This window comes from Pseudomonas hunanensis (genome assembly GCF_013393325.1).
Taxonomy (GTDB): Bacteria; Pseudomonadota; Gammaproteobacteria; order Pseudomonadales; family Pseudomonadaceae; genus Aquipseudomonas; species Aquipseudomonas putida_P.
This window is the reverse complement of the sequence record NZ_QJRC01000074.1, coordinates 36871-53871: the sequence shown is the minus strand read 5'-3', so window position 1 is coordinate 53871 and position 17001 is coordinate 36871. Positions and strand designations below refer to the sequence as shown.

Here is a 17001-nt window from a genome sequence, read left to right as displayed (position 1 = left end):
AGACCGCTAGTATAAGCGGCCCCTTACCTGGAGATGTTTCACCATGGCCGACAGCAAGCCGGAAATCGTCATCACCTATTGCACCCAGTGCCAGTGGCTGCTGCGTGCTGCCTGGCTGGCCCAGGAACTGCTCAGCACCTTTGCCGACGACCTGGGCCGGGTAGCGCTGGAGCCGGGCACCGGCGGCATCTTCCGCATCACCTGCAATGGCGTGCAGATCTGGGAGCGCAAGGCCGACGGTGGTTTCCCCGAGGCCAAGGTATTGAAGCAGCGGGTGCGCGACCAGATCGACCCACAGCGTGACCTTGGCCACAACGACCGCTGATCAAGCCCCCTCGGGCAGTGTCCGCTGCCTGGGCGGTTGCTCGGCAGCCAGGCGGCTGGACAGCACGATGGCGAAGATGATCAGTGCGCCGCCCAGCAGCATGCGCACGGTGGGGGTTTCGGCGAACACCGCCCACGCCACGGCAATCCCGTAGACCGGCTCCATGCCGAACACCACGGCGGCCGTGCGCGCCTTGATCACTGCCAGGCTGGCGACGAACAGGCTGTGCGCAACGCCGGTGCAGAAGACGCCGAGCAGGGCGATCCACAGCCAGTCCACGGGGGCTACGCCGCCCAGGCCAGGGGCCGCGAACGGCAGCAGGCACAGGCCCACTACCAGGTTCTGCCACAGCGCTGCCTGTACTGCAGGCAAACGGCCGGAGCCGGCCCGGTTGGTGAGTGACAGCAGCGAGAACAGCAGGCCCGAGAGCAGTGCCCAGAGCAGGCCGCCAGTGGCTTCGCTGGCCAGGTCGAATGCCGGCGTGACCAATACCAGGCCGAGGCTGACCAGCACGACCAATACGGTTTCGTTGCGGCGGATACGCTCGCGGAACAGCAGGCCTTCGAGGATCACGGTGAAGGCCGGGAAACTGGCGAAACCGAGGGTGGCGATGGCCACGCCGCCGACTTTGACGGCGATGAAGAAGCTGACCCAGTGGCCGGCCAACAGCACACCGCCGAGCAGCAGGCGGCGTGCGTCCTGGCCGCTGAGGCGTTGCCAGCCCGGGCCGGCCAGGCTGGCGAACAGAGCCAGGGCGAGCACGGCGAAGGCGGCGCGGCCAAAGACGATGATTGCCGGGCTGGCGCTGGCGGCCAGCTTGCCGAAGACGCCGGTAAGGCCGAAAAACAGCGCGCCAATGTGCAGGGCGCCTAGGGCTGTGCGGTGGTTCATGGTAGTCCTTGCTCAAGATCTCTATTGGCTGTGCCGGCCTCTTCGCAGCACAGGCAAAGTGTAAAACCACAGGCCAACGATTTCTGTCGCAAGACTGCTGTCAATTGTCGCCGGGCTCTCGCCGCAACGCCAAAGGCGTACAACCGAACGCCCGCAACATCGCTGCCGAAAACGCACTCTGTGAGCTATACCCCACCTGCGCTGCAATCTCACCCATGGGTAACGAAGTCTGCACCACCAGCCGCCGTGCCTTGAGCAAGCGTCGCTGGCGAATGTAGTCCATCGGTGTCATCCCGCACTCGGCGGTAAAGCGCGCATGCAGCCGGGCACTGGACAGCCCGGCAATGCGCGCCAGGTCGGCGACCTGCAACGGGTAGGCAGCCTGTTGCTCGATATGGGTATCGAACGCGGCATAAGGTAAGCGCTGGCTGGCCCGAACGTTGGCAGCCGCCGTTGGATTCAGGCTGGCCAGTAACAGCGCTGCGCCTTGCCGGGCGATCAACGGGTCGTCCATGGGGCTGGCCGCCAGCCAGTCCACCAACTGCTGCTGACGGTCGTCCAGGCCCAGCGCGGCAGGGCGGTCGAGCAGGCGGCGGCTGGCATCGGCATGCTCGCCCAGTTGCTCGTGCAGCCAGCGCTCCCCAGGCACATCCAACACCAGGCAGTGGCTGCCGCCATCGCTGGCGCAGGTGTGATGCGCGCCCGCCGGTACCACGATCAGCCCCTGCCGGTCGATCCCGGCGCCTTGCCCCTGGACCTCGAACTCCAGGCGGCCGCGCAGGCCGAACACCAGTTGCGGGTGTTCGTGGCTGTGGGCGATCAGGCTGTCGCGGTAATGGCGCAGCGAGAGGATCGGGCCGGCGGTCATGGGGGCTTCCTCGCAGGGCAGGCGCTCATTGTGCCTCAAACCCCGCACGCCATCACTCGTCACCGTTTTGCCATGGCGCTGTCATGCCTGCCTGCCAGTCTCCAGCAAACTGCGCCGGAGCCTGCCCATGACCCATGCCGAACTGTCTCGTCCCTCGCGCAAGCAACGCGTGCGTACCCTGTGGATCTCCGACGTGCACCTGGGCACCCGCGACTGCCAGGCCGGACACCTGTCGCGGTTCCTCAAGGGCTACCAGGCCGACCGCGTCTATCTGGTGGGCGATATCATCGATGGCTGGAAGCTGCGTGGTGGGATCTACTGGCCGCAGGCCCACACCAACGTGATCCGCCGGCTGCTGACCATGAGCAAGCGCGGCACCGAGGTGATCTACGTCACGGGCAACCATGACGAGTTCCTGCGCCGCTATTCAAAGCTGATTCTGGGCAACATTCAGCTGGTGGACGAGGCCGAACACTTGACCGCCGATGGCCGTCGACTGCTGGTGATCCATGGCGACCAGTTCGACGTGATTACCCGTTACCACCGCTGGTTGGCGTTTCTGGGCGACCGTGCCTACGAGTTCACCCTGGTGCTCAACCGTTGGCTCAACCACTGGCGGGCGCGGTACGGCTATGGGTACTGGTCGCTGTCGGCGTACCTCAAGCACAAGGTGAAAGGTGCGGTGAATTTCATCAGCGACTTCGAGGATGCCATTGCCCACGAGTGCACACGGCGCGGGTTTCATGGGGTGGTGTGTGGGCACATCCACCATGCCGAGATCCGCAAGGTGGGGGAGGTGGACTACCTCAATTGCGGGGATTGGGTGGAGTCATGCACGGCGCTGATCGAACATTGGGATGGCAGTATCGAACTGTACCGGCTGGCTGAGGCTCAGGCGCGCGAGGCGCAGGCGGCTGCGGTGGTGCGCGAGCCGGTGTAGGGCGTGAGGGCCATGGGGCTGCTTTGCAGCCCTTTCGCGGCACAAGGCCGCGCCTACAGCCGGATCTTGCCCAGCAGGATATCCCGGAACATCACGAAATCACCGGCCAGGCTGTACAGCGGATAGGTAAAGGTCGCTGGCCGGTTCTTTTCGAAAAAAAAGTGCCCGACCCAGGCAAAGCCATAGCCGAACACCGGCACGGCCAGCAGCAGCAACCATTTGCCACTGCCAATGGTGTAGGCCAGCAGCGCGATCACCAGGCTGGTGCCGACGAAGTGCAGGCGGCGGCAGGTGGGGTTGCTGTGCTCCCCCAGGTAGTAAGGATAGAACTCGGCAAAACTGCGAAACTGCGCTTTGCTGTTCATGGCGGTGCTCCGGGATTAATACTTCTGGACAAGATGCACGGCGTGGAGCCTGATTCGAGTCTAGAGTGACTGACGGGGCCTACCAGTGACAATAGGCGCCAAATGAGTATCCTTGGGGTTCACCGCAGGAGCGGTCGGTAAAAGAAGCCTGTCATGAGCGAAAGAACCACGTCAGCCAGTTGGGCATCAGGGATTGTGAAGGCACTTGAACTGGAGGGGCTGGATTGCCGGGCCATGTTCAAGCAGCTAGGGCTGGACTTTGCCGCACTCGACGACCCGGATGCACGTTTTCCGCAAGACTCCATGACCCGGCTATGGCAGCTGGCAGTGGAACTGTCAGGCAACGAGGCCATCGGTCTGAACATGGCGCGGGTGGTGCGCCCGGCGTCGTTCCATGTGGTGGGCTATGCGTTGATGTCCAGCCGCACCTTGGCCGAGGGCTTCGAACGCCTGGTGCGCTACCAGCGCATCATCGCCGAAAGCTCCGACCTCAGTTTTGTCCTTGGCGCCGAGGGCTACTCGCTGATCCTGACCGTCCACGGTGACCACCTGCCGCCGACCCGGCACAGTGCCGAAGCGTCGCTGGCCTGCGCATTGGCGCTGTGCAAATGGCTCAGTGGCCGGCCGGTGCAGCCGCGGCGGGTATTGGTGCAAGGGCCGCAGCCAAAGAACGTCGAGCCGTACAAGGTGGCGTTCCATTCGCCGCTGGTTTTCGGCGCGCCACACGATGCCCTGGTGTTCGAGCGGGCCGACATGGAAGCCCCGCTGCCTACCGCCAACGAGGCCATGGCGGTGCTGCACGACCGGTTTGCCGGGGAGTACCTGGCACGTTTCTCCGAAAGCCGGGTAACCCACCGGGTGCGCCAGGTGTTGTGCCGCATTCTGCCGCAGGGTGAACCGAAGCGTGAAACCCTGGCCCAGGCCCTGCACCTGTCGCAGCGGACCTTGCAGCGGCGGCTGCAGGAGGAGGGCACCAGCTTCCAGACCCTGCTTGACGATACCCGCCGCGAGCTGGCCGAACAGTACCTGGCGCAGCCGGGCATGACTTTGCTTGAGGCCGCCTACCTGCTCGGCTTCGCCGACCCCAGCAACTTCTATCGGGCGTTCCGCCGCTGGTTCGACGCCACACCCAGCGAGTACCGCGCCCGCCTGGGCACCGAAGCCGAAGTGGTCAATGACGCCAGAACGCCGGCATGCACAACACTAGCACCGTGATGATTTCCAGGCGGCCAAGCAGCATGCCGGCCGCCAAGATCCACTTGGCCGCGTCAGGCAGCGTGGCGTAGTTACCTGAAGGGCCGATCACTTCACCCAGGCCCGGCCCCACACCCGAAACCGTGCCAGCGGCGCCGGTCAGTGCAGTCATCCAGTCCACGCCCAGCAACGACAGCAGCAAGGCCATGACGCAGATGGTGATGGCGAAGAAGAACGAGAACGTCAGGATCGAACGCACGATGTCTTCGTCGAGGCGATGGCCGTTGTATTTCTGCTTGATCACCGCACGCGGGTGAATCAGCTGGTTGAGGCTGGCCTTGAGCAGGATATAGGCCACCTGGAAGCGGAAAATCTTGATGCCGCCCGCGGTCGAGCCGGAGCAGCCGCCAACGAAGCCCAGGTAGAAGAACAGCATCAGCGAAAAATTGCCCCACAGGCTGTAGTCACCCAGGGCGAAACCGGTGGTGGTGACCACCGAGGTCACGTTCAGTGCCACGTGGCGCAGGGCGTCGAGCCAGTGCAGGTTGGTGCTGTACCAATACCAGGTGCCCAACACCAGCCAGGTGACCACCAACATGCCCAGCAACCCTTGCACCTGCTGGTCGCGGATCAGCGCCTTGCGGTTGCCGCGCAGGGTAGCCACGTAAAGGGTGAACGGCAGGCTGCCCATGATCATCACCACCACCGCAACCCAGTGCACGGCGGGGATATCCCATTTCGCCAAGGATTGGTCGGAGGTGGAGAAACCGCCGGTGGAGATCGCCGACATGGCATGGTTGATCGCATCGAACGGGCTCATGCCCGCCCACCAGAAGGCCAGCGAACCCAGGATGGAGAAACCGACGTAAACCCCCACGATCGATTTGGCGACCATGTGCGAGCGCGGCATGACCTTTTCCGAGCGGTCGGACGATTCGGTCTGGAACAGGCGCATGCCACCGATACGCAGCAGTGGCAGGATTGCCACCGCCATGGCGATGAAGCCGATACCGCCGAGCCAGTGCAGCATCGAGCGCCACATCAGGATACCCGGTGACATGCTATCGAGCCCGCTGAGCACGGTGGCGCCTGTGGCGGTAATGCCTGACATGCTTTCGAAGAAGGCGTCGGTGTAACTGATGTGCTGAGTCAGCAGGAACGGCAGCGCGGCGAACACGCACACCACCAGCCAACTGCTGACCGTCAGCAGGTACATGTCGCGCGGGCGCAGGTGTACATGCTCCGGGCGCCCCGGTATTACCAGGGCAAGGCCTGCGATGAAGGTGATCAGGCTCGACCAGAGGAACGACGGCATGTCACCGGTACGCTCGAAGATCACCAGGGTAGCCATGGGCACGGCCATGCCCACGGCCAGGGTAATCAGGAAGATGCCGATGATGAAACCAATGATCCTTAAGGTCGGCAACGCCATGTGATCTGCTCTGACTCGAAACGGAAGGGCGCCATTCTACCTATGGGTCTGGTGATGTAAACGCTAGAATGGCCGCACATTCAACTGCCAGGAGGGTAGCCGATGGAGGCTCTCGACGCATTGCTCAACCGTGTTTCCGTGCCACGCCTGACCGACCCGGCGCCCAATGCCGCTCAACGCGAGGCGCTGTTCCAGGCCGCCCTGCGTGCCCCGGACCATGGCCAGCTGCGGCCATGGCGTTTCCTTACCATCGAAGGCCAGGGCCGCGAGAAACTCGGCGAGTTGTTCGCCGAAGCCGTGCAGCACAAAGGTGATGCCAGCCAGGCGGCACTGGACAAGGCTCGTGCCATGCCCCTGCGGGCACCGTTGCTGATCGTGGTCATCGCCAAGTTGCAGGACCACTTCAAGGTGCCCAAGTCCGAGCAGCGCCTGGCTGCGGGCTGTGCGGCGCACGGCATTCTGATCGCCGCGCATGCGCAAGGCGTCGGGGCGGTGTGGCGCACCGGGGACATGGCTTTTGATGCCCATGTGCACAAGGGGCTGGGGTTGGCCGAGAACGAGGAGTTGATCGGTTACCTGTATGTCGGTACGCCGTTGACCGAGCCACGCACTGCGCCGGTGCTGGAAACTGCTGATTTTGTCAGTGCCTGGGGCGAATAAACCGCCTTCAGGCAGATTGATTTATTGAGGCTTCCGGCCTCTTCGCGGGTTTACCCGCGAAGAGGTCAGTGGCCTTTACATCACATCAACTGCCAGCCGCATCAGCCAGGGGCAACTCCAGCCGAGCTACAAATCCTTCCTGTGGGTGATTGTCCAGCACCAGGCTCCCGCCATGGCGCTCCGCCGCCTTGCGCGCAATCGCCAGCCCCAGCCCATGCCCCGGCGCGTCCTGCCCCGGTGCGCGGAAGAACGGTTCGCCCAGTTGTGCCAGGTGCTCCGCTGCCGCCCCGGGGCCATGGTCACGCACGCTGATCACAATACGGTCCTGTTCACGCACGGCGCTGACTTCGACCGGCTGCCCTACCGGGTTGAAGCGCAGGGCATTGCGCAGCAGGTTGTCCACGGCCCGCTCGATCAGCGTTGGCCAACCCTGCAAGGTCAACCCCGGTTGCGCCTCCAGGCGCACATCCTGGTCCGGCGCACTGAGCAGGGCGTCCTTGCGCACGCTGCCGAGCAGGGCGTTGAGGTCGACCGGTTCGGCATGAGCCTGTTCGGCATCCACTCGGGCCAGGGCGAGAATTTCGCTGATCAGGTCTTCCAGGCGGTCGCATTCGCGGGTCAGGCGCGGCCACAGGGTCTCCCGCTGCTCGGGCCCTGCGCGCTCGGCCAAGGCCAGGGCGATGCGCAGCCTGGCCAGGGGCGAGCGTAGCTCGTGAGACACGTCGCGCAGCAGCTGGCGCTGGCTGCCGATGGTGCTTTGCAGGCGCGCCCCCATCTTGTTGAAGTCCTTGGCCAGCACACCGAACTCGTCACGCCGCGCAGCCAGACGCGCCAGGCTGTTCTGCTGGTAGGTGGTCTGGCCCAGGTCGTGTACAGCGCTGCGCAGGCGGCTTAACGGGCGGGTGATGGACAGGGTTACGAGCAGGCTGAACAGGGTCAGCACGACCAGGGCAATGCCCAGTGCACTGAGCGGCCACATCAGGCTCTCGCGGTGCCAGGCATCCAGCGCCGGGTGAGGGATGCGGTAGATCAGCAAGTAGGTATCGCCGGTCTCGGGGCTGGTGTATTCCTCGGTCAGCCGACGCCATGGCAGGCGTCGCTGGTCATTGTGCTGACGCGCCTCGAAGGCGGCCGCACGGCGCGGGAAGGTCCCGGGCACCACGGCCTCGCCACTGTCGTCGAGCACCTGCACGTCGATCTTGTAGCGATCTTTGCGCCTTTCCAGGAAGTGCTGAGCCGAATCCAGGCCTTCCTGCTCGTAATGCTTGGCCCACTTGCTGGCCAGGGTATTCAGGCCCGGATGGCGGCTAAGGATCCAGGCGTCCTGGTTGAGCATGTGGCCCAGCAGGATCGACAGCCCGGCGACCAGGGTGATGGCGAGCCAGAAGCTGGCCAGGATGCGCCAGAACAGTGAACGCAAGTGCACCTCCTAAACGGGAAAAGCCCGGCCCGCAGTGACGCGGGCCGGGCATGGGGTGGACAGCTTACTGGGCCTTGGTGCCTTTTTCAGCTTTCCAGGCCTGGAACTCCTGCCACTCGGCTTTCTTGGCGGCGCGTTCCTTTTGCAGTTCGTCGAACTTCTTCTGCTGGTCAGGCTTGAGCAGGTTGCGTACCGCGCTGTCGGTCTTGTCGCGGTTGGCCTGCAGTTCGTCCTTCATGGCTTTCTGGTCGGCGGCCGGCAGTTTGGCCAGGTAGCGCTCCGTGATGTCGCGGCGCTGTTGCATCTGCTCGCCCATCAGCTTGCCGATCTGCTGGCGCTGGTCGCGGCTCAGGTCCAGTTGGTGGAAAGGCGCATCACCGCGATGATGCGGGCCGTCGTGGCGCGGGCCGCCGTCAGGCATGGCCATGGCCACGGTCGGCAGAGCGGCGGCGAACATCAGGGCGATAAGGGTCTTGCGCATGGTGTCTCTCCTTTCATAGGCCGGTGGTTACCGGATGAGCACAGTCTAGGGAGATCACCGTCAAGCGCAGTCAGGGGATGGTAAAGGCTCGGTAAAGATGCTCAGAGGCAGTAGTAATAACCACGGCTACGCAATGCCACGATGCGTGGCCGGCCATCGGCATGCGGGCCGATCTTCTTGCGCAGGTTGCTGACATGCATGTCCAGGCTGCGGTCATACAGGGTCAATTTGCGGCCCAGGCCGATCTGCGCGAGTTCCTGTTTGTCCAGTGGCTCGCCGGGCTGGCGCAGCAGGGCTTCGAGGATGCGGCTTTCGGACAGGGTCAGGGTCATTTCGCGGCCATCGATACTGGCCACGCCACGTGCAGGGCTGTACACCAGGTCACCCAGCTCCACTTGACTGGTGGTGGCGGTGGGGTGGCTGCGGCGAAGTACCGCGCGCAGGCGAGCGGTGAGCTCGCGCGGGTCGCAAGGTTTGGCCAGGTAGTCGTCGGCGCCCAGTTCCAGGCCGAGGATGCGGTCCAGCGGCTCGCCACGGGCTGACAGCATCAGCACCGGCAGCTCGGCATGCTCGCTGCGCAGCTGTTTGAGCAGCTCCAGGCCGCTGCCGTCGGGCAACATCACATCCAGCACCACGGCAGCAGGGGCATGCTCGGCCAGGGCCCGGCGTGCGCTCTGGCCATCGTGGCAGGCACGCACCGTGAACCCTTCCTGGGTCAGCCAGCTGCCGAGCAGCTCGCACAGTTCCTGGTCATCATCAATCAGTAACAGCTCGCTCATGACTCACTCAATTCAACCATTGACGGCGGCTATTCGGCCCGCCAGTGGCAAAGATACCGCAGACTGATGGCAACCGTATAACTGCCAATACCGCATCAGCTTCTTCGCGGGCTTGAGCGCAAAAAAGCTGTGCGGCTTCAGATCAGGGCAGTACTTGCTTGAACGGCTTGACCACTACCTTGTCGTAGACGCCTGCGGCAATGTACGGATCGGCATCGGCCCAGGCCTGCGCCGCCGCCAGCGATTCGAATTCGGCAACGATCAGGCTACCGCTGAACCCTGCTTCGCCCGGGTCGTTGCTGTCGATGGCCGGGTGTGGGCCGGCCAGCACTACGCGGCCTTCGGCCTTGAGCTGCTGAAGGCGTTCGATGTGCGCCGGGCGGGCAGCCAGGCGCTTTTCCAGGGAGTTTGCGACGTCGCTGGCGATAATGGCGTAGAGCATGTCAATCCTTGGGTTTGGAGGTAGAAGGGTCGTCGTGCAGGTGGCGCGACAGGTACACGCCTTGCGCCACCAGGAAGATCACGGTCATGCCCAGGCTGCCGAACACCTTGAAGTCCACCCAGAAGTCCTGGAAGGTGAAGGCGACGAACAGGTTGGCCGCGCCGCAGAACAGGAAGAAAGCGATCCACGCCAGGTTCAAGCGCGACCAGATGGCATCCGGCAGGGTCAGGGCATGGCCCATGATGCGCTTGATCAGCACCCGGTCGCCGATGAAGTGGCTGCCGGCAAAGCCCAGGGCGAACAACCAGTTCACCACGGGTGCTTTCCACTTGAGGAAGGTTTCGCTGTGGAAGGTCAGGGTCAGGCCGCCAAACACCAGGCAGGCGATCAGGGTCAGCCACTGGCCCTTTTCCAGCTTGCGCTGGCGCAGGAACAGCGCACCGTACACCACCAGCGAGCTGATGATCAGCATGGCCGTGGCGCTGTAGATACCGCCGAATTCGAAGCTGTGGCCGGCGACCTCCATGGGGCGCGGGTCGAGCTTGTAGACGATGAAGAACAGCAGCAGCGGGATGAAATCGATGAATTGTTTCACAATGGCAGCCAGAATCGGGATGTGACGGCATAATAACAAACATCGAATCCAGCGAAAGCGCTCCCCCATGAATGTTGATCTGCACTGTCACAGCACGGCCTCCGACGGCGCCCTGTCGCCTTCGGTACTGGTTGCCCGGGCCCATGAGCACGGGGTGCAAACGCTGGCACTGACTGACCATGACACCATCGAAGGCCTGCCTGAAGCGCGCCAGGCCTGCGTTGACCTGGGGATGCGCTGGGTCAGCGGGGTAGAGTTGTCCTGCACCTGGGGTGGTGCGACCATCCATGTGCTGGGCTATGACTTCCCGCTCGACGCACCGCCGTTGCTGGCTGCGATCGAGGCATTGCACCGCGGCCGCTGGTTGCGCGCCGAAGAAATAGACAAACGGCTGGCGGGCAAAGGCATGCCCGGCACCCTTGAAGGTGCGCGCGCCGTGCAGCAAGAACTGGGTGACAGCGGCAACGCACCGGCGCGCCCGCATTTTGCCGAGCACCTGGTGCGTGCCGGGCACGTCAAGGACCGGGGCGAAGCGTTTCGCAAGTGGCTGGGCGCCGGTAAGCTGGGCGACGTCAAGCAGCACTGGCCGTCCCTTGACGAAACCGTTGCCACGCTAAGGCAGTCCAACGCTTGGGTAAGCCTGGCGCATCCCATGCATTACGATCTGACCCGCAGCAAGCGCAGACGGCTGATTGCCGACTATATTCAGGCAGGAGGGCAGGCGCTTGAGGTGGTCAATGGGATGATGCCTGCCGAGCAAGTGGGCACCATGTCCATCCTTACCCGTGAGTTCGGCCTGCTGGCAAGCGCTGGCAGTGACTTCCACGGCCCCGGCACCTGGGGCGAGATTGGTGCCTATCGGCCTTTGCCCGAGGACCTGCCACCTTTGTGGCGTCGATTCAGCCATGAACAGCCTTTGGCGCTATGAACAGGACGACTACGTGAGCCAATTTTTCCAGATTCATCCGGAGAACCCACAGGCGCGCTTGATAAAACAGGCCGTCGAGATCATCCGCAAGGGGGGGGTGGTGGTGTATCCGACGGATTCGGCCTATGCCCTGGGTTGCCAGATGGGCGACAAGAACGCCATCGAGCGGGTGCGGCGCCTGCGCGGGCTGGACAAGACGCACAACTTCACCCTGATGTGCTGCGACATGTCGCAACTGGGCTTGTACGCCAAGGTCGATACCGGCACTTTTCGCCTGCTCAAGGCGCATGTACCGGGGCCTTACACGTTCATTCTCAACGGCACGCGTGAAGTGCCGCGCCTGCTGTTGCACGACAAGCGCCGCACCATCGGGCTGCGTGTACCGAACCACGTCATTACCCTGGCCTTGCTGGCCGAGTTGGGCGAGCCACTGATGAGCGTGAGCCTGATCCTGCCGGGCGACAGCGAGCCGATGACCGACCCCTACGAGATCCGTGAGCGGCTGGAGCACCATGTCGACCTGGTGATCGACGGCGGCTTCGGCGACCTCAAGGCGTCGACCATCATCGACCTGTCCGGTGACGAGCCGGAACTGATCCGCGAAGGTTGCGGCGACCCCACGCCGTTCCTGGTCAACGCGTGAGCCAGGTGGAAGCGCCTGAGGCACCGGCCGAACAGGCCGAGTTGCCTCGGCAACTGCAACTGGCTTTGGTCTACGGCGAAGCCCTGACCGAACTGCCGCTGGACCTGTACATCCCACCAGACGCCCTGGAAGTCATCCTCGAAGCCTTCGAAGGCCCGCTGGACCTGTTGCTGTACCTGATCCGCAAGCAGAACATCGACATCCTCGACATCCCCGTGGCCGAGATCACCCGGCAGTACATGGGCTACGTGGAATTGATGAAAAGCGTGCGTCTGGAGCTGGCCGCCGAGTACCTGGTGATGGCCGCCATGCTCGCCGAGATCAAGTCGCGCATGCTGCTGCCGCGCTCTGCCGACGTCGAGGAGGAAGAGGGCGACCCGCGTGCCGAACTGATTCGCCGCCTGCAGGAGTACGAGCGTTTCAAGGCCGCGGCCGAGGGCATCGATGAACTGCCACGGGTGGGGCGCGATGTCGTGGTGCCGCGCCTGGAAGCACCGCAGGCCAAGGTGCGCAAGCTGTTGCCGCAGGTCAGCCTGGAAGAGTTGCTGATGTCCATGGCCGAGGTGATGCGACGCAACGACCTGTTTGAAAGCCATCAGATCAGTCGTGAGACGCTGTCCACCCGCGAGCGCATGAGCCAGGTACTGGAGCGCCTCAAGGGCGGTGCGTTCGTGCCATTCGTCGAGCTGTTCGCCGCCGAAGAGGGCAAGCTGGGGGTGGTGGTCACCTTCATGGCGGTGCTCGAACTGGTGAAGGAATCGCTGATCGAACTGGTGCAGAATGAACCCTTCGCCGCCATCCATGTGCGGCTTCGCCCGGCGCTTGTTGAAGAACCTGATGAATTTGAATGACCCCCGCGACCTGGCGTCGCTGATCGAAGCTTTTTTGCTGGCATCGGGCAAGCCGCAATCCCTGGAGCGCCTGTACGAGCTGCTCGATGAGGCCGAGCGCCCCGAGCCGCACGTGTTCAAGCAGGCCCTGGAGGTACTGGGCAAGTCGTGCAGCGGCCGTGCCTTCGAGCTCAAGGAAGTGGCCAGCGGTTACCGCCTGCAGATCCGCGAGGACTATGCGCCCTGGGTCGGGCGCCTGTGGGAAGAACGCCCGCAACGCTATTCGCGTGCGTTGCTCGAAACCTTGGCCTTGATCGCCTACCGCCAACCGATCACCCGTGGCGAGATTGAAGACGTGCGGGGTGTTGCAGTGAACAGCAACATCATCAAGACCATGATGGAGCGCGAGTGGATCCGCGTGGTGGGCTATCGGGAAGTACCGGGTCGGCCGGCGATGTTCGCCACCACCAAGGCGTTTCTCGACCATTTCAACCTCAAGAGCCTAGAGGAGCTGCCGGCTTTGGCCGAGTTGCGCGAAATGGAGCCCGAGCCGCTGCTCGACCCGGACGATGCGCCAGTGCCGGCGCACTTGCAGGCGTTGGCGGATGCCAGCCTGGGCGAGGAGGAAGAGGCTGGCGAGCCGAAGGAAGAGACCAGCTTCCGTAGCCTGTTGGTGGAGCTGGATGCCATGGAAGAGGGGCTGAAGACCGATTTTGATGACTTGCGCGAGGATGAGCCTGAGGCTTCCGCGGAAGAAGAGGGCAAGTTGCAGCCCTGACCTGCTGCTGCCTGTGACGGCCTCTTCGCGGGTAAACCCGCTCCCACAGGGATACCACAGGCCTTGAAAGTGATGCAGTACCTGTGGGGGCGGGTTTACCCGCGAAAAGGCCGGCACTGCCAATGCACCACCATTAGGCAGAAACCCCTGCCAAAGCCCATAAAACCCTCTACCCTCCAGTGCGTTATCCCCCTGAACCGCGTATGATGCGCGACCTTTTGGCGCGTTCGTCGCCAAGAACCTGTTTTCATTCCTACACCGGGAGGTGCCCAGATGAGTGAGCAAGACCTGCAAGATACCGAAATCACCCCTCCATCCGGCGAAAAGCTGCAGAAAGTGCTGGCGCGCATTGGCGTGGGCTCGCGCCGTGACGTCGAGGCCTGGATCAGCCAGGGCCGCATCAAGGTCAACGGCGTCGAGGCCACCCTCGGCCAGCGCGTCGACCTGCACGATGCCATTGCCGTTGACGGCAAGCTGATCAAGCGCGAGGAAGCCGCCGAGGCCACCCGTCGGGTGATCATGTACAACAAGCCCGATGGCGAAATCTGCACCCGTGACGACCCGGAAGGCCGCCCGACCGTGTTCGACCGCCTGCCACGGCCAAAAGAAGGCCGCTGGATCAACATCGGCCGCCTCGACATCAACACCACCGGGTTGCTGCTGTTCACCACCGACGGTGAGCTGGCCAACCGCCTGATGCACCCGTCCTACGAGATGGACCGTGAGTACGCGGTGCGTGTGCGTGGTGAAGTCGACGACGAGATGATCGAACGCCTGAAAGCCGGGGTGATGCTGGAAGACGGCCCGGCGAAGTTCACCGACATCCAGAAGGCACCGGGTGGCGAAGGCTTCAACCACTGGTACCACTGCGTGGTGATGGAAGGCCGTAACCGTGAAGTGCGTCGCCTGTGGGAATCCCAGGGCATGGTGGTCAGCCGCCTGAAGCGTGTGCGTTTCGGTCCGGTGTTCCTCAACTCCGACCTGCCGATGGGCCGCTGGCGTGAAATGACCCAGGGTGAAATCGACATCCTCGCCGCCGAAGTGGGCCTGCAGCCAGTCGCGCTGCCTGCCATGAAGCTTAAGGCCAAGGACAAGATGGAGCGCCTGCAGCGCAAGTCGACCCGCCCGCTGGGCCGTGGTGAGCGCGTGCGCAACCTGCGCCCGGCTCACGAAGGTGCAGCCACCGGCGAGCGCCCGGCGCGCCAACCGCGTGAAGAGGCCCCGCGTAAGAACACCCGTGGCAGCACGGTGGCCGAGCGTCCGAGCGAAATGCGCAAGCGTCCGGCCAAGCCGGAGGGTGACAAGCCGGCAGGCCGTGGCCGCGGCAAACCGCGTGGCTGACAAGCCGGTGTGGTAACCAAGAAACCAGCCTTCGGGCTGGTTTTTTCATGTCTGTGGAAACCTGAGGCTGCGCAGCAGCCCCAAGATATTGAACAAAAAGAATTTTTCTGACGACTGGCAAGTTCTTGAACCGGCCTGTATAGAAATTTTTACGAATGCAGACGTTTTCAGTCTGCATTTCAGATCGCATCCGATCCTGTAAACAAACCTTGCCGGCGCCCGCAGGCCAAAGCAGCCGTAGCGGCACTGCTCGCCCTTGCCCAAACCCCCGTCCCCACGGTGTTATAGCCGCCATTGCCGTGTGCAAGAGCCCATCCACAGAGCCGGGCTGACAAAACAACAAATGGAGGCGCCATGTACGCCGATCACTCCGCCTTTCAAGGCCCACACCACAGGATCGCTGCGTTTTTTCCGGATGGAAGGACGCAACGCGTTGACGCCTGCGCGCTTGCAGGGGTATACAGTGCGCCGCGTTTTACCTGTGACCCTTTTGCGTACCGCGCACTCTTGATCACGCCTGGTTGACCCGCCCCGGCGGCACCTGAGGTCAAGAAACCCAAGGTAACCACCTTGCCCATTCCGCTGCGCCACGAGCGCGGTGGGTCCGATTCCGTCACAGATAAAAACAATGCAGGTGACTTCGTTCATGAGTGGACAAAACATGCATTCAGGCGAGCTAAAGCGGGGCCTGAAGAACCGCCATATCCAATTGATCGCCCTGGGTGGTGCGATTGGTACTGGCCTGTTCCTCGGCTCGGCAGGCGTGATGAAATCCGCCGGCCCGTCAATGATTCTTGGCTACGCCATTTGCGGCTTCATCGCCTTCATGATCATGCGCCAGCTTGGCGAAATGATCGTCGAAGAGCCGGTGGCCGGCTCGTTCAGCCATTTCGCCCATACCTACTGGGGTGGTTTCGCCGGCTTCCTGTCGGGCTGGAACTGCTGGGTGCTGTACATCCTGGTGGGCATGTCGGAGCTTTCGGCGGTCGGCAAGTATGTTCACTACTGGTGGCCGGAAATCCCTACCTGGGTCACGGCGGCGGCGTTCTTCGTGCTGATCAACGCCATCAACCTGATGAACGTGAAGTTCTTCGGTGAAGCTGAATTCTGGTTTGCCATCATCAAGGTGGTCGCCATCGTCAGCATGATCGGCCTGGGTGCCTACCTGCTCACCAGCGGCAGCGGCGGCCCGGACGCCACTGTCGCCAACCTGTGGTCCCATGGCGGCTTCTTCCCGAACGGTGTCAGCGGGCTGGTGATGGCCCTGGCGTTCATCATGTTCTCCTTTGGTGGCCTGGAAATGCTCGGCTTTACCGCCGCCGAGGCCGACAAGCCGAAGTCCGTGATCCCCAAAGCGATCAACCAGGTCATCTACCGCATCCTGATCTTCTATGTGGGTGCCTTGGTGGTGCTGCTGTCGCTGACCCCGTGGGACAACCTGGTCGCCAGCATCGATGCCTCGGGTGGCAGCTACGGCAGCAGCCCGTTCGTGCAGGTGTTCTCGCTGCTGGGCAGTGACGTGGCCGCCCACCTGTTGAACTTCGTGGTACTGACCGCTGCGCTGTCTGTGTACAACAGCGGCACCTACTGCAATGCCCGCATGCTGTTGGGCATGGCCGAGCAGGGCGATGCCCCGGCGTCGCTGGCCAAAGTCGACAAGCGTGGCGTGCCAGTGCGTTCGATCCTGGTGTCGGCTGCCTTTACCTTCGTCGCCGTGCTGCTCAACTACCTGATGCCTCAGAACGCCTTGGAGCTGCTGATGTCGCTGGTAGTGGCGACCCTGGTGATCAACTGGGCGATGATCAGCTATTCGCACCTGAAGTTCCGTCAGCACCTCGACCGTACCGGCCAGAAGCCGCTGTTCAAGGCGCTGTGGTACCCCTACGGCAACTACCTGGTGCTGGCCTTCGTGGTGCTGATCCTTGGCATCATGCTGATGATCCCGGGTATTCAGGTGTCGGTGTATGCCATTCCGTTCTGGCTGTTCGGGATGTTTGTGATCTACATGGTCAAGCCGCGCCGCAAGCTCAATGCCGGTGGTGCTGCGGGTCACGTGGCCAAGTAACGTAGCTGCGGCAGCATGCAGAAA

19 protein-coding genes are annotated in these 17001 nt (G+C 63.2%); 10 read left to right on the top strand and 9 right to left on the bottom strand.

Annotated elements, in window-relative coordinates; genetic code table 11:
* The first annotated feature begins 43 nt into the window (after positions 1-43).
* A complete protein-coding gene (locus DM807_RS07165; protein ID WP_003259082.1) occupies positions 44-325 on the top strand; it encodes an Rdx family protein in 282 nt (93 codons plus the stop codon).
* Here the strand turns inward: DM807_RS07165 and DM807_RS07160 are convergent, their stop codons facing one another.
* Together DM807_RS07160 and DM807_RS07155 are read right to left on the bottom strand one after the other, a co-directional pair.
* Entirely contained in the window at positions 326-1216 is an 891-nt protein-coding gene (locus DM807_RS07160) for a DMT family transporter (RefSeq protein WP_179027199.1), read from the bottom strand. It lies immediately after the preceding gene.
* 100 nt (positions 1217-1316) lie between these two features.
* Complete coding sequence (locus DM807_RS07155) at positions 1317-2084, bottom strand: helix-turn-helix transcriptional regulator (RefSeq protein WP_012273594.1); 768 nt, start codon at positions 2082-2084, stop codon at positions 1317-1319.
* Positions 2085-2211: 127 nt separating this feature from the next.
* Here DM807_RS07155 and DM807_RS07150 point away from each other — a divergent pair, with 127 nt between their 5' ends.
* Entirely contained in the window at positions 2212-3024 is an 813-nt protein-coding gene (locus tag DM807_RS07150; protein WP_012273593.1) for a UDP-2,3-diacylglucosamine diphosphatase, read from the top strand.
* Between the two features lie 53 nt (positions 3025-3077).
* Here the strand turns inward: DM807_RS07150 and DM807_RS07145 are convergent, their stop codons facing one another.
* On the bottom strand, positions 3078-3389 hold the full coding sequence (locus tag DM807_RS07145) for an Mpo1-like protein (RefSeq protein WP_012273592.1): 312 nt from the start codon (positions 3387-3389) through the stop codon (positions 3078-3080).
* Positions 3390-3542: 153 nt separating this feature from the next.
* Here DM807_RS07145 and DM807_RS07140 point away from each other — a divergent pair, with 153 nt between their 5' ends.
* Positions 3543-4604 carry an AraC family transcriptional regulator gene (locus tag DM807_RS07140; RefSeq protein ID WP_060492938.1) on the top strand — a complete coding sequence of 354 codons (1062 nt, stop codon included), beginning with the start codon at positions 3543-3545 and terminating at the stop codon, positions 4602-4604.
* Here the strand turns inward: DM807_RS07140 and DM807_RS07135 are convergent.
* Positions 4561-6015: a TrkH family potassium uptake protein gene (locus DM807_RS07135; RefSeq protein ID WP_012273590.1), complete on the bottom strand. Its 1455-nt coding sequence runs from the start codon at positions 6013-6015 to the stop codon at positions 4561-4563. The genes DM807_RS07140 and DM807_RS07135 overlap by 44 nt on opposite strands.
* Positions 6016-6117: 102 nt before the next feature.
* Here DM807_RS07135 and DM807_RS07130 point away from each other — a divergent pair, with 102 nt between their 5' ends.
* Positions 6118-6675 carry an NAD(P)H nitroreductase gene (locus tag DM807_RS07130; protein WP_012273589.1) on the top strand — a complete coding sequence of 186 codons (558 nt, stop codon included), beginning with the start codon at positions 6118-6120 and terminating at the stop codon, positions 6673-6675.
* Between the two features lie 85 nt (positions 6676-6760).
* Here the strand turns inward: DM807_RS07130 and DM807_RS07125 are convergent, their stop codons facing one another.
* The 5 genes from DM807_RS07125 to DM807_RS07105 all read right to left on the bottom strand — a co-directional run bounded on the left by DM807_RS07125 (position 6761) and on the right by DM807_RS07105 (position 10392).
* Positions 6761-8101 (bottom strand): sensor histidine kinase, encoded by a 1341-nt coding sequence (locus DM807_RS07125; RefSeq protein ID WP_012273588.1) that lies wholly within the window; start codon positions 8099-8101, stop codon positions 6761-6763.
* Between the two features lie 58 nt (positions 8102-8159).
* Complete coding sequence (locus DM807_RS07120) at positions 8160-8576, bottom strand: Spy/CpxP family protein refolding chaperone (protein ID WP_060515583.1); 417 nt, start codon at positions 8574-8576, stop codon at positions 8160-8162.
* A 101-nt stretch (positions 8577-8677) separates the two neighbouring features.
* Entirely contained in the window at positions 8678-9355 is a 678-nt protein-coding gene (locus DM807_RS07115; RefSeq protein ID WP_012273586.1) for a response regulator transcription factor, read from the bottom strand.
* A gap of 142 nt (positions 9356-9497) precedes the next feature.
* Positions 9498-9797 (bottom strand): YciI family protein, encoded by a 300-nt coding sequence (locus DM807_RS07110; RefSeq protein WP_012273585.1) that lies wholly within the window; start codon positions 9795-9797, stop codon positions 9498-9500.
* 1 nt (position 9798) lies between these two features.
* A complete protein-coding gene (locus tag DM807_RS07105; protein ID WP_060492935.1) occupies positions 9799-10392 on the bottom strand; it encodes a septation protein A in 594 nt (197 codons plus the stop codon).
* Positions 10393-10459: 67 nt separating this feature from the next.
* Between DM807_RS07105 and DM807_RS07100 the strand changes: the two genes are divergently transcribed.
* The 6 genes from DM807_RS07100 to DM807_RS07075 all read left to right on the top strand — a co-directional run bounded on the left by DM807_RS07100 (position 10460) and on the right by DM807_RS07075 (position 16977).
* The gene (locus DM807_RS07100; protein ID WP_060515584.1) at positions 10460-11320 is read left to right on the top strand and encodes a PHP domain-containing protein; all 861 of its coding nucleotides are present in this window, start codon (positions 10460-10462) and stop codon (positions 11318-11320) included.
* A gap of 13 nt (positions 11321-11333) precedes the next feature.
* Positions 11334-11963 carry an L-threonylcarbamoyladenylate synthase gene (locus tag DM807_RS07095; protein WP_041166767.1) on the top strand — a complete coding sequence of 210 codons (630 nt, stop codon included), beginning with the start codon at positions 11334-11336 and terminating at the stop codon, positions 11961-11963.
* A 125-nt stretch (positions 11964-12088) separates the two neighbouring features.
* A complete protein-coding gene (locus DM807_RS07090) occupies positions 12089-12814 on the top strand; it encodes a segregation and condensation protein A (RefSeq protein ID WP_171577266.1) in 726 nt (241 codons plus the stop codon).
* Entirely contained in the window at positions 12801-13571 is a 771-nt protein-coding gene (scpB, locus tag DM807_RS07085; RefSeq protein ID WP_012273580.1) for an SMC-Scp complex subunit ScpB, read from the top strand. The genes DM807_RS07090 and scpB overlap by 14 nt, the downstream gene beginning before the upstream one ends.
* A gap of 273 nt (positions 13572-13844) precedes the next feature.
* A complete protein-coding gene (gene rluB / locus DM807_RS07080) occupies positions 13845-14912 on the top strand; it encodes a 23S rRNA pseudouridine(2605) synthase RluB (protein WP_012273579.1) in 1068 nt (355 codons plus the stop codon).
* A 646-nt stretch (positions 14913-15558) separates the two neighbouring features.
* Positions 15559-16977, top strand: a complete 1419-nt coding sequence (locus DM807_RS07075; protein WP_176729487.1) for an amino acid permease — start codon at positions 15559-15561, stop codon at positions 16975-16977.
* Positions 16978-17001 lie beyond the last annotated feature (24 nt).

Excerpts from the sequence above, each read along its gene's own strand:
- DM807_RS07165 (WP_003259082.1), top strand. The coding sequence starts at position 44 with ATGGCCGACAGCAAGCCGGAAATCGTCATCACCTATTGCACCCAGTGC.
- DM807_RS07160 (WP_179027199.1), bottom strand. The coding sequence starts at position 1,216 with ATGAACCACCGCACAGCCCTAGGCGCCCTGCACATTGGCGCGCTGTTT.
- DM807_RS07155 (WP_012273594.1), bottom strand. The coding sequence starts at position 2,084 with ATGACCGCCGGCCCGATCCTCTCGCTGCGCCATTACCGCGACAGCCTG.
- DM807_RS07150 (WP_012273593.1), top strand. The coding sequence starts at position 2,212 with ATGACCCATGCCGAACTGTCTCGTCCCTCGCGCAAGCAACGCGTGCGT.
- DM807_RS07145 (WP_012273592.1), bottom strand. The coding sequence starts at position 3,389 with ATGAACAGCAAAGCGCAGTTTCGCAGTTTTGCCGAGTTCTATCCTTAC.
- DM807_RS07140 (WP_060492938.1), top strand. The coding sequence starts at position 3,543 with ATGAGCGAAAGAACCACGTCAGCCAGTTGGGCATCAGGGATTGTGAAG.
- DM807_RS07135 (WP_012273590.1), bottom strand. The coding sequence starts at position 6,015 with ATGGCGTTGCCGACCTTAAGGATCATTGGTTTCATCATCGGCATCTTC.
- DM807_RS07130 (WP_012273589.1), top strand. The coding sequence starts at position 6,118 with ATGGAGGCTCTCGACGCATTGCTCAACCGTGTTTCCGTGCCACGCCTG.
- DM807_RS07120 (WP_060515583.1), bottom strand. The coding sequence starts at position 8,576 with ATGCGCAAGACCCTTATCGCCCTGATGTTCGCCGCCGCTCTGCCGACC.
- DM807_RS07115 (WP_012273586.1), bottom strand. The coding sequence starts at position 9,355 with ATGAGCGAGCTGTTACTGATTGATGATGACCAGGAACTGTGCGAGCTG.
- DM807_RS07110 (WP_012273585.1), bottom strand. The coding sequence starts at position 9,797 with ATGCTCTACGCCATTATCGCCAGCGACGTCGCAAACTCCCTGGAAAAG.
- DM807_RS07100 (WP_060515584.1), top strand. The coding sequence starts at position 10,460 with ATGAATGTTGATCTGCACTGTCACAGCACGGCCTCCGACGGCGCCCTG.
- scpB (WP_012273580.1), top strand. The coding sequence starts at position 12,801 with ATGAATTTGAATGACCCCCGCGACCTGGCGTCGCTGATCGAAGCTTTT.
- rluB (WP_012273579.1), top strand. The coding sequence starts at position 13,845 with ATGAGTGAGCAAGACCTGCAAGATACCGAAATCACCCCTCCATCCGGC.
- DM807_RS07075 (WP_176729487.1), top strand. The coding sequence starts at position 15,559 with ATGAGTGGACAAAACATGCATTCAGGCGAGCTAAAGCGGGGCCTGAAG.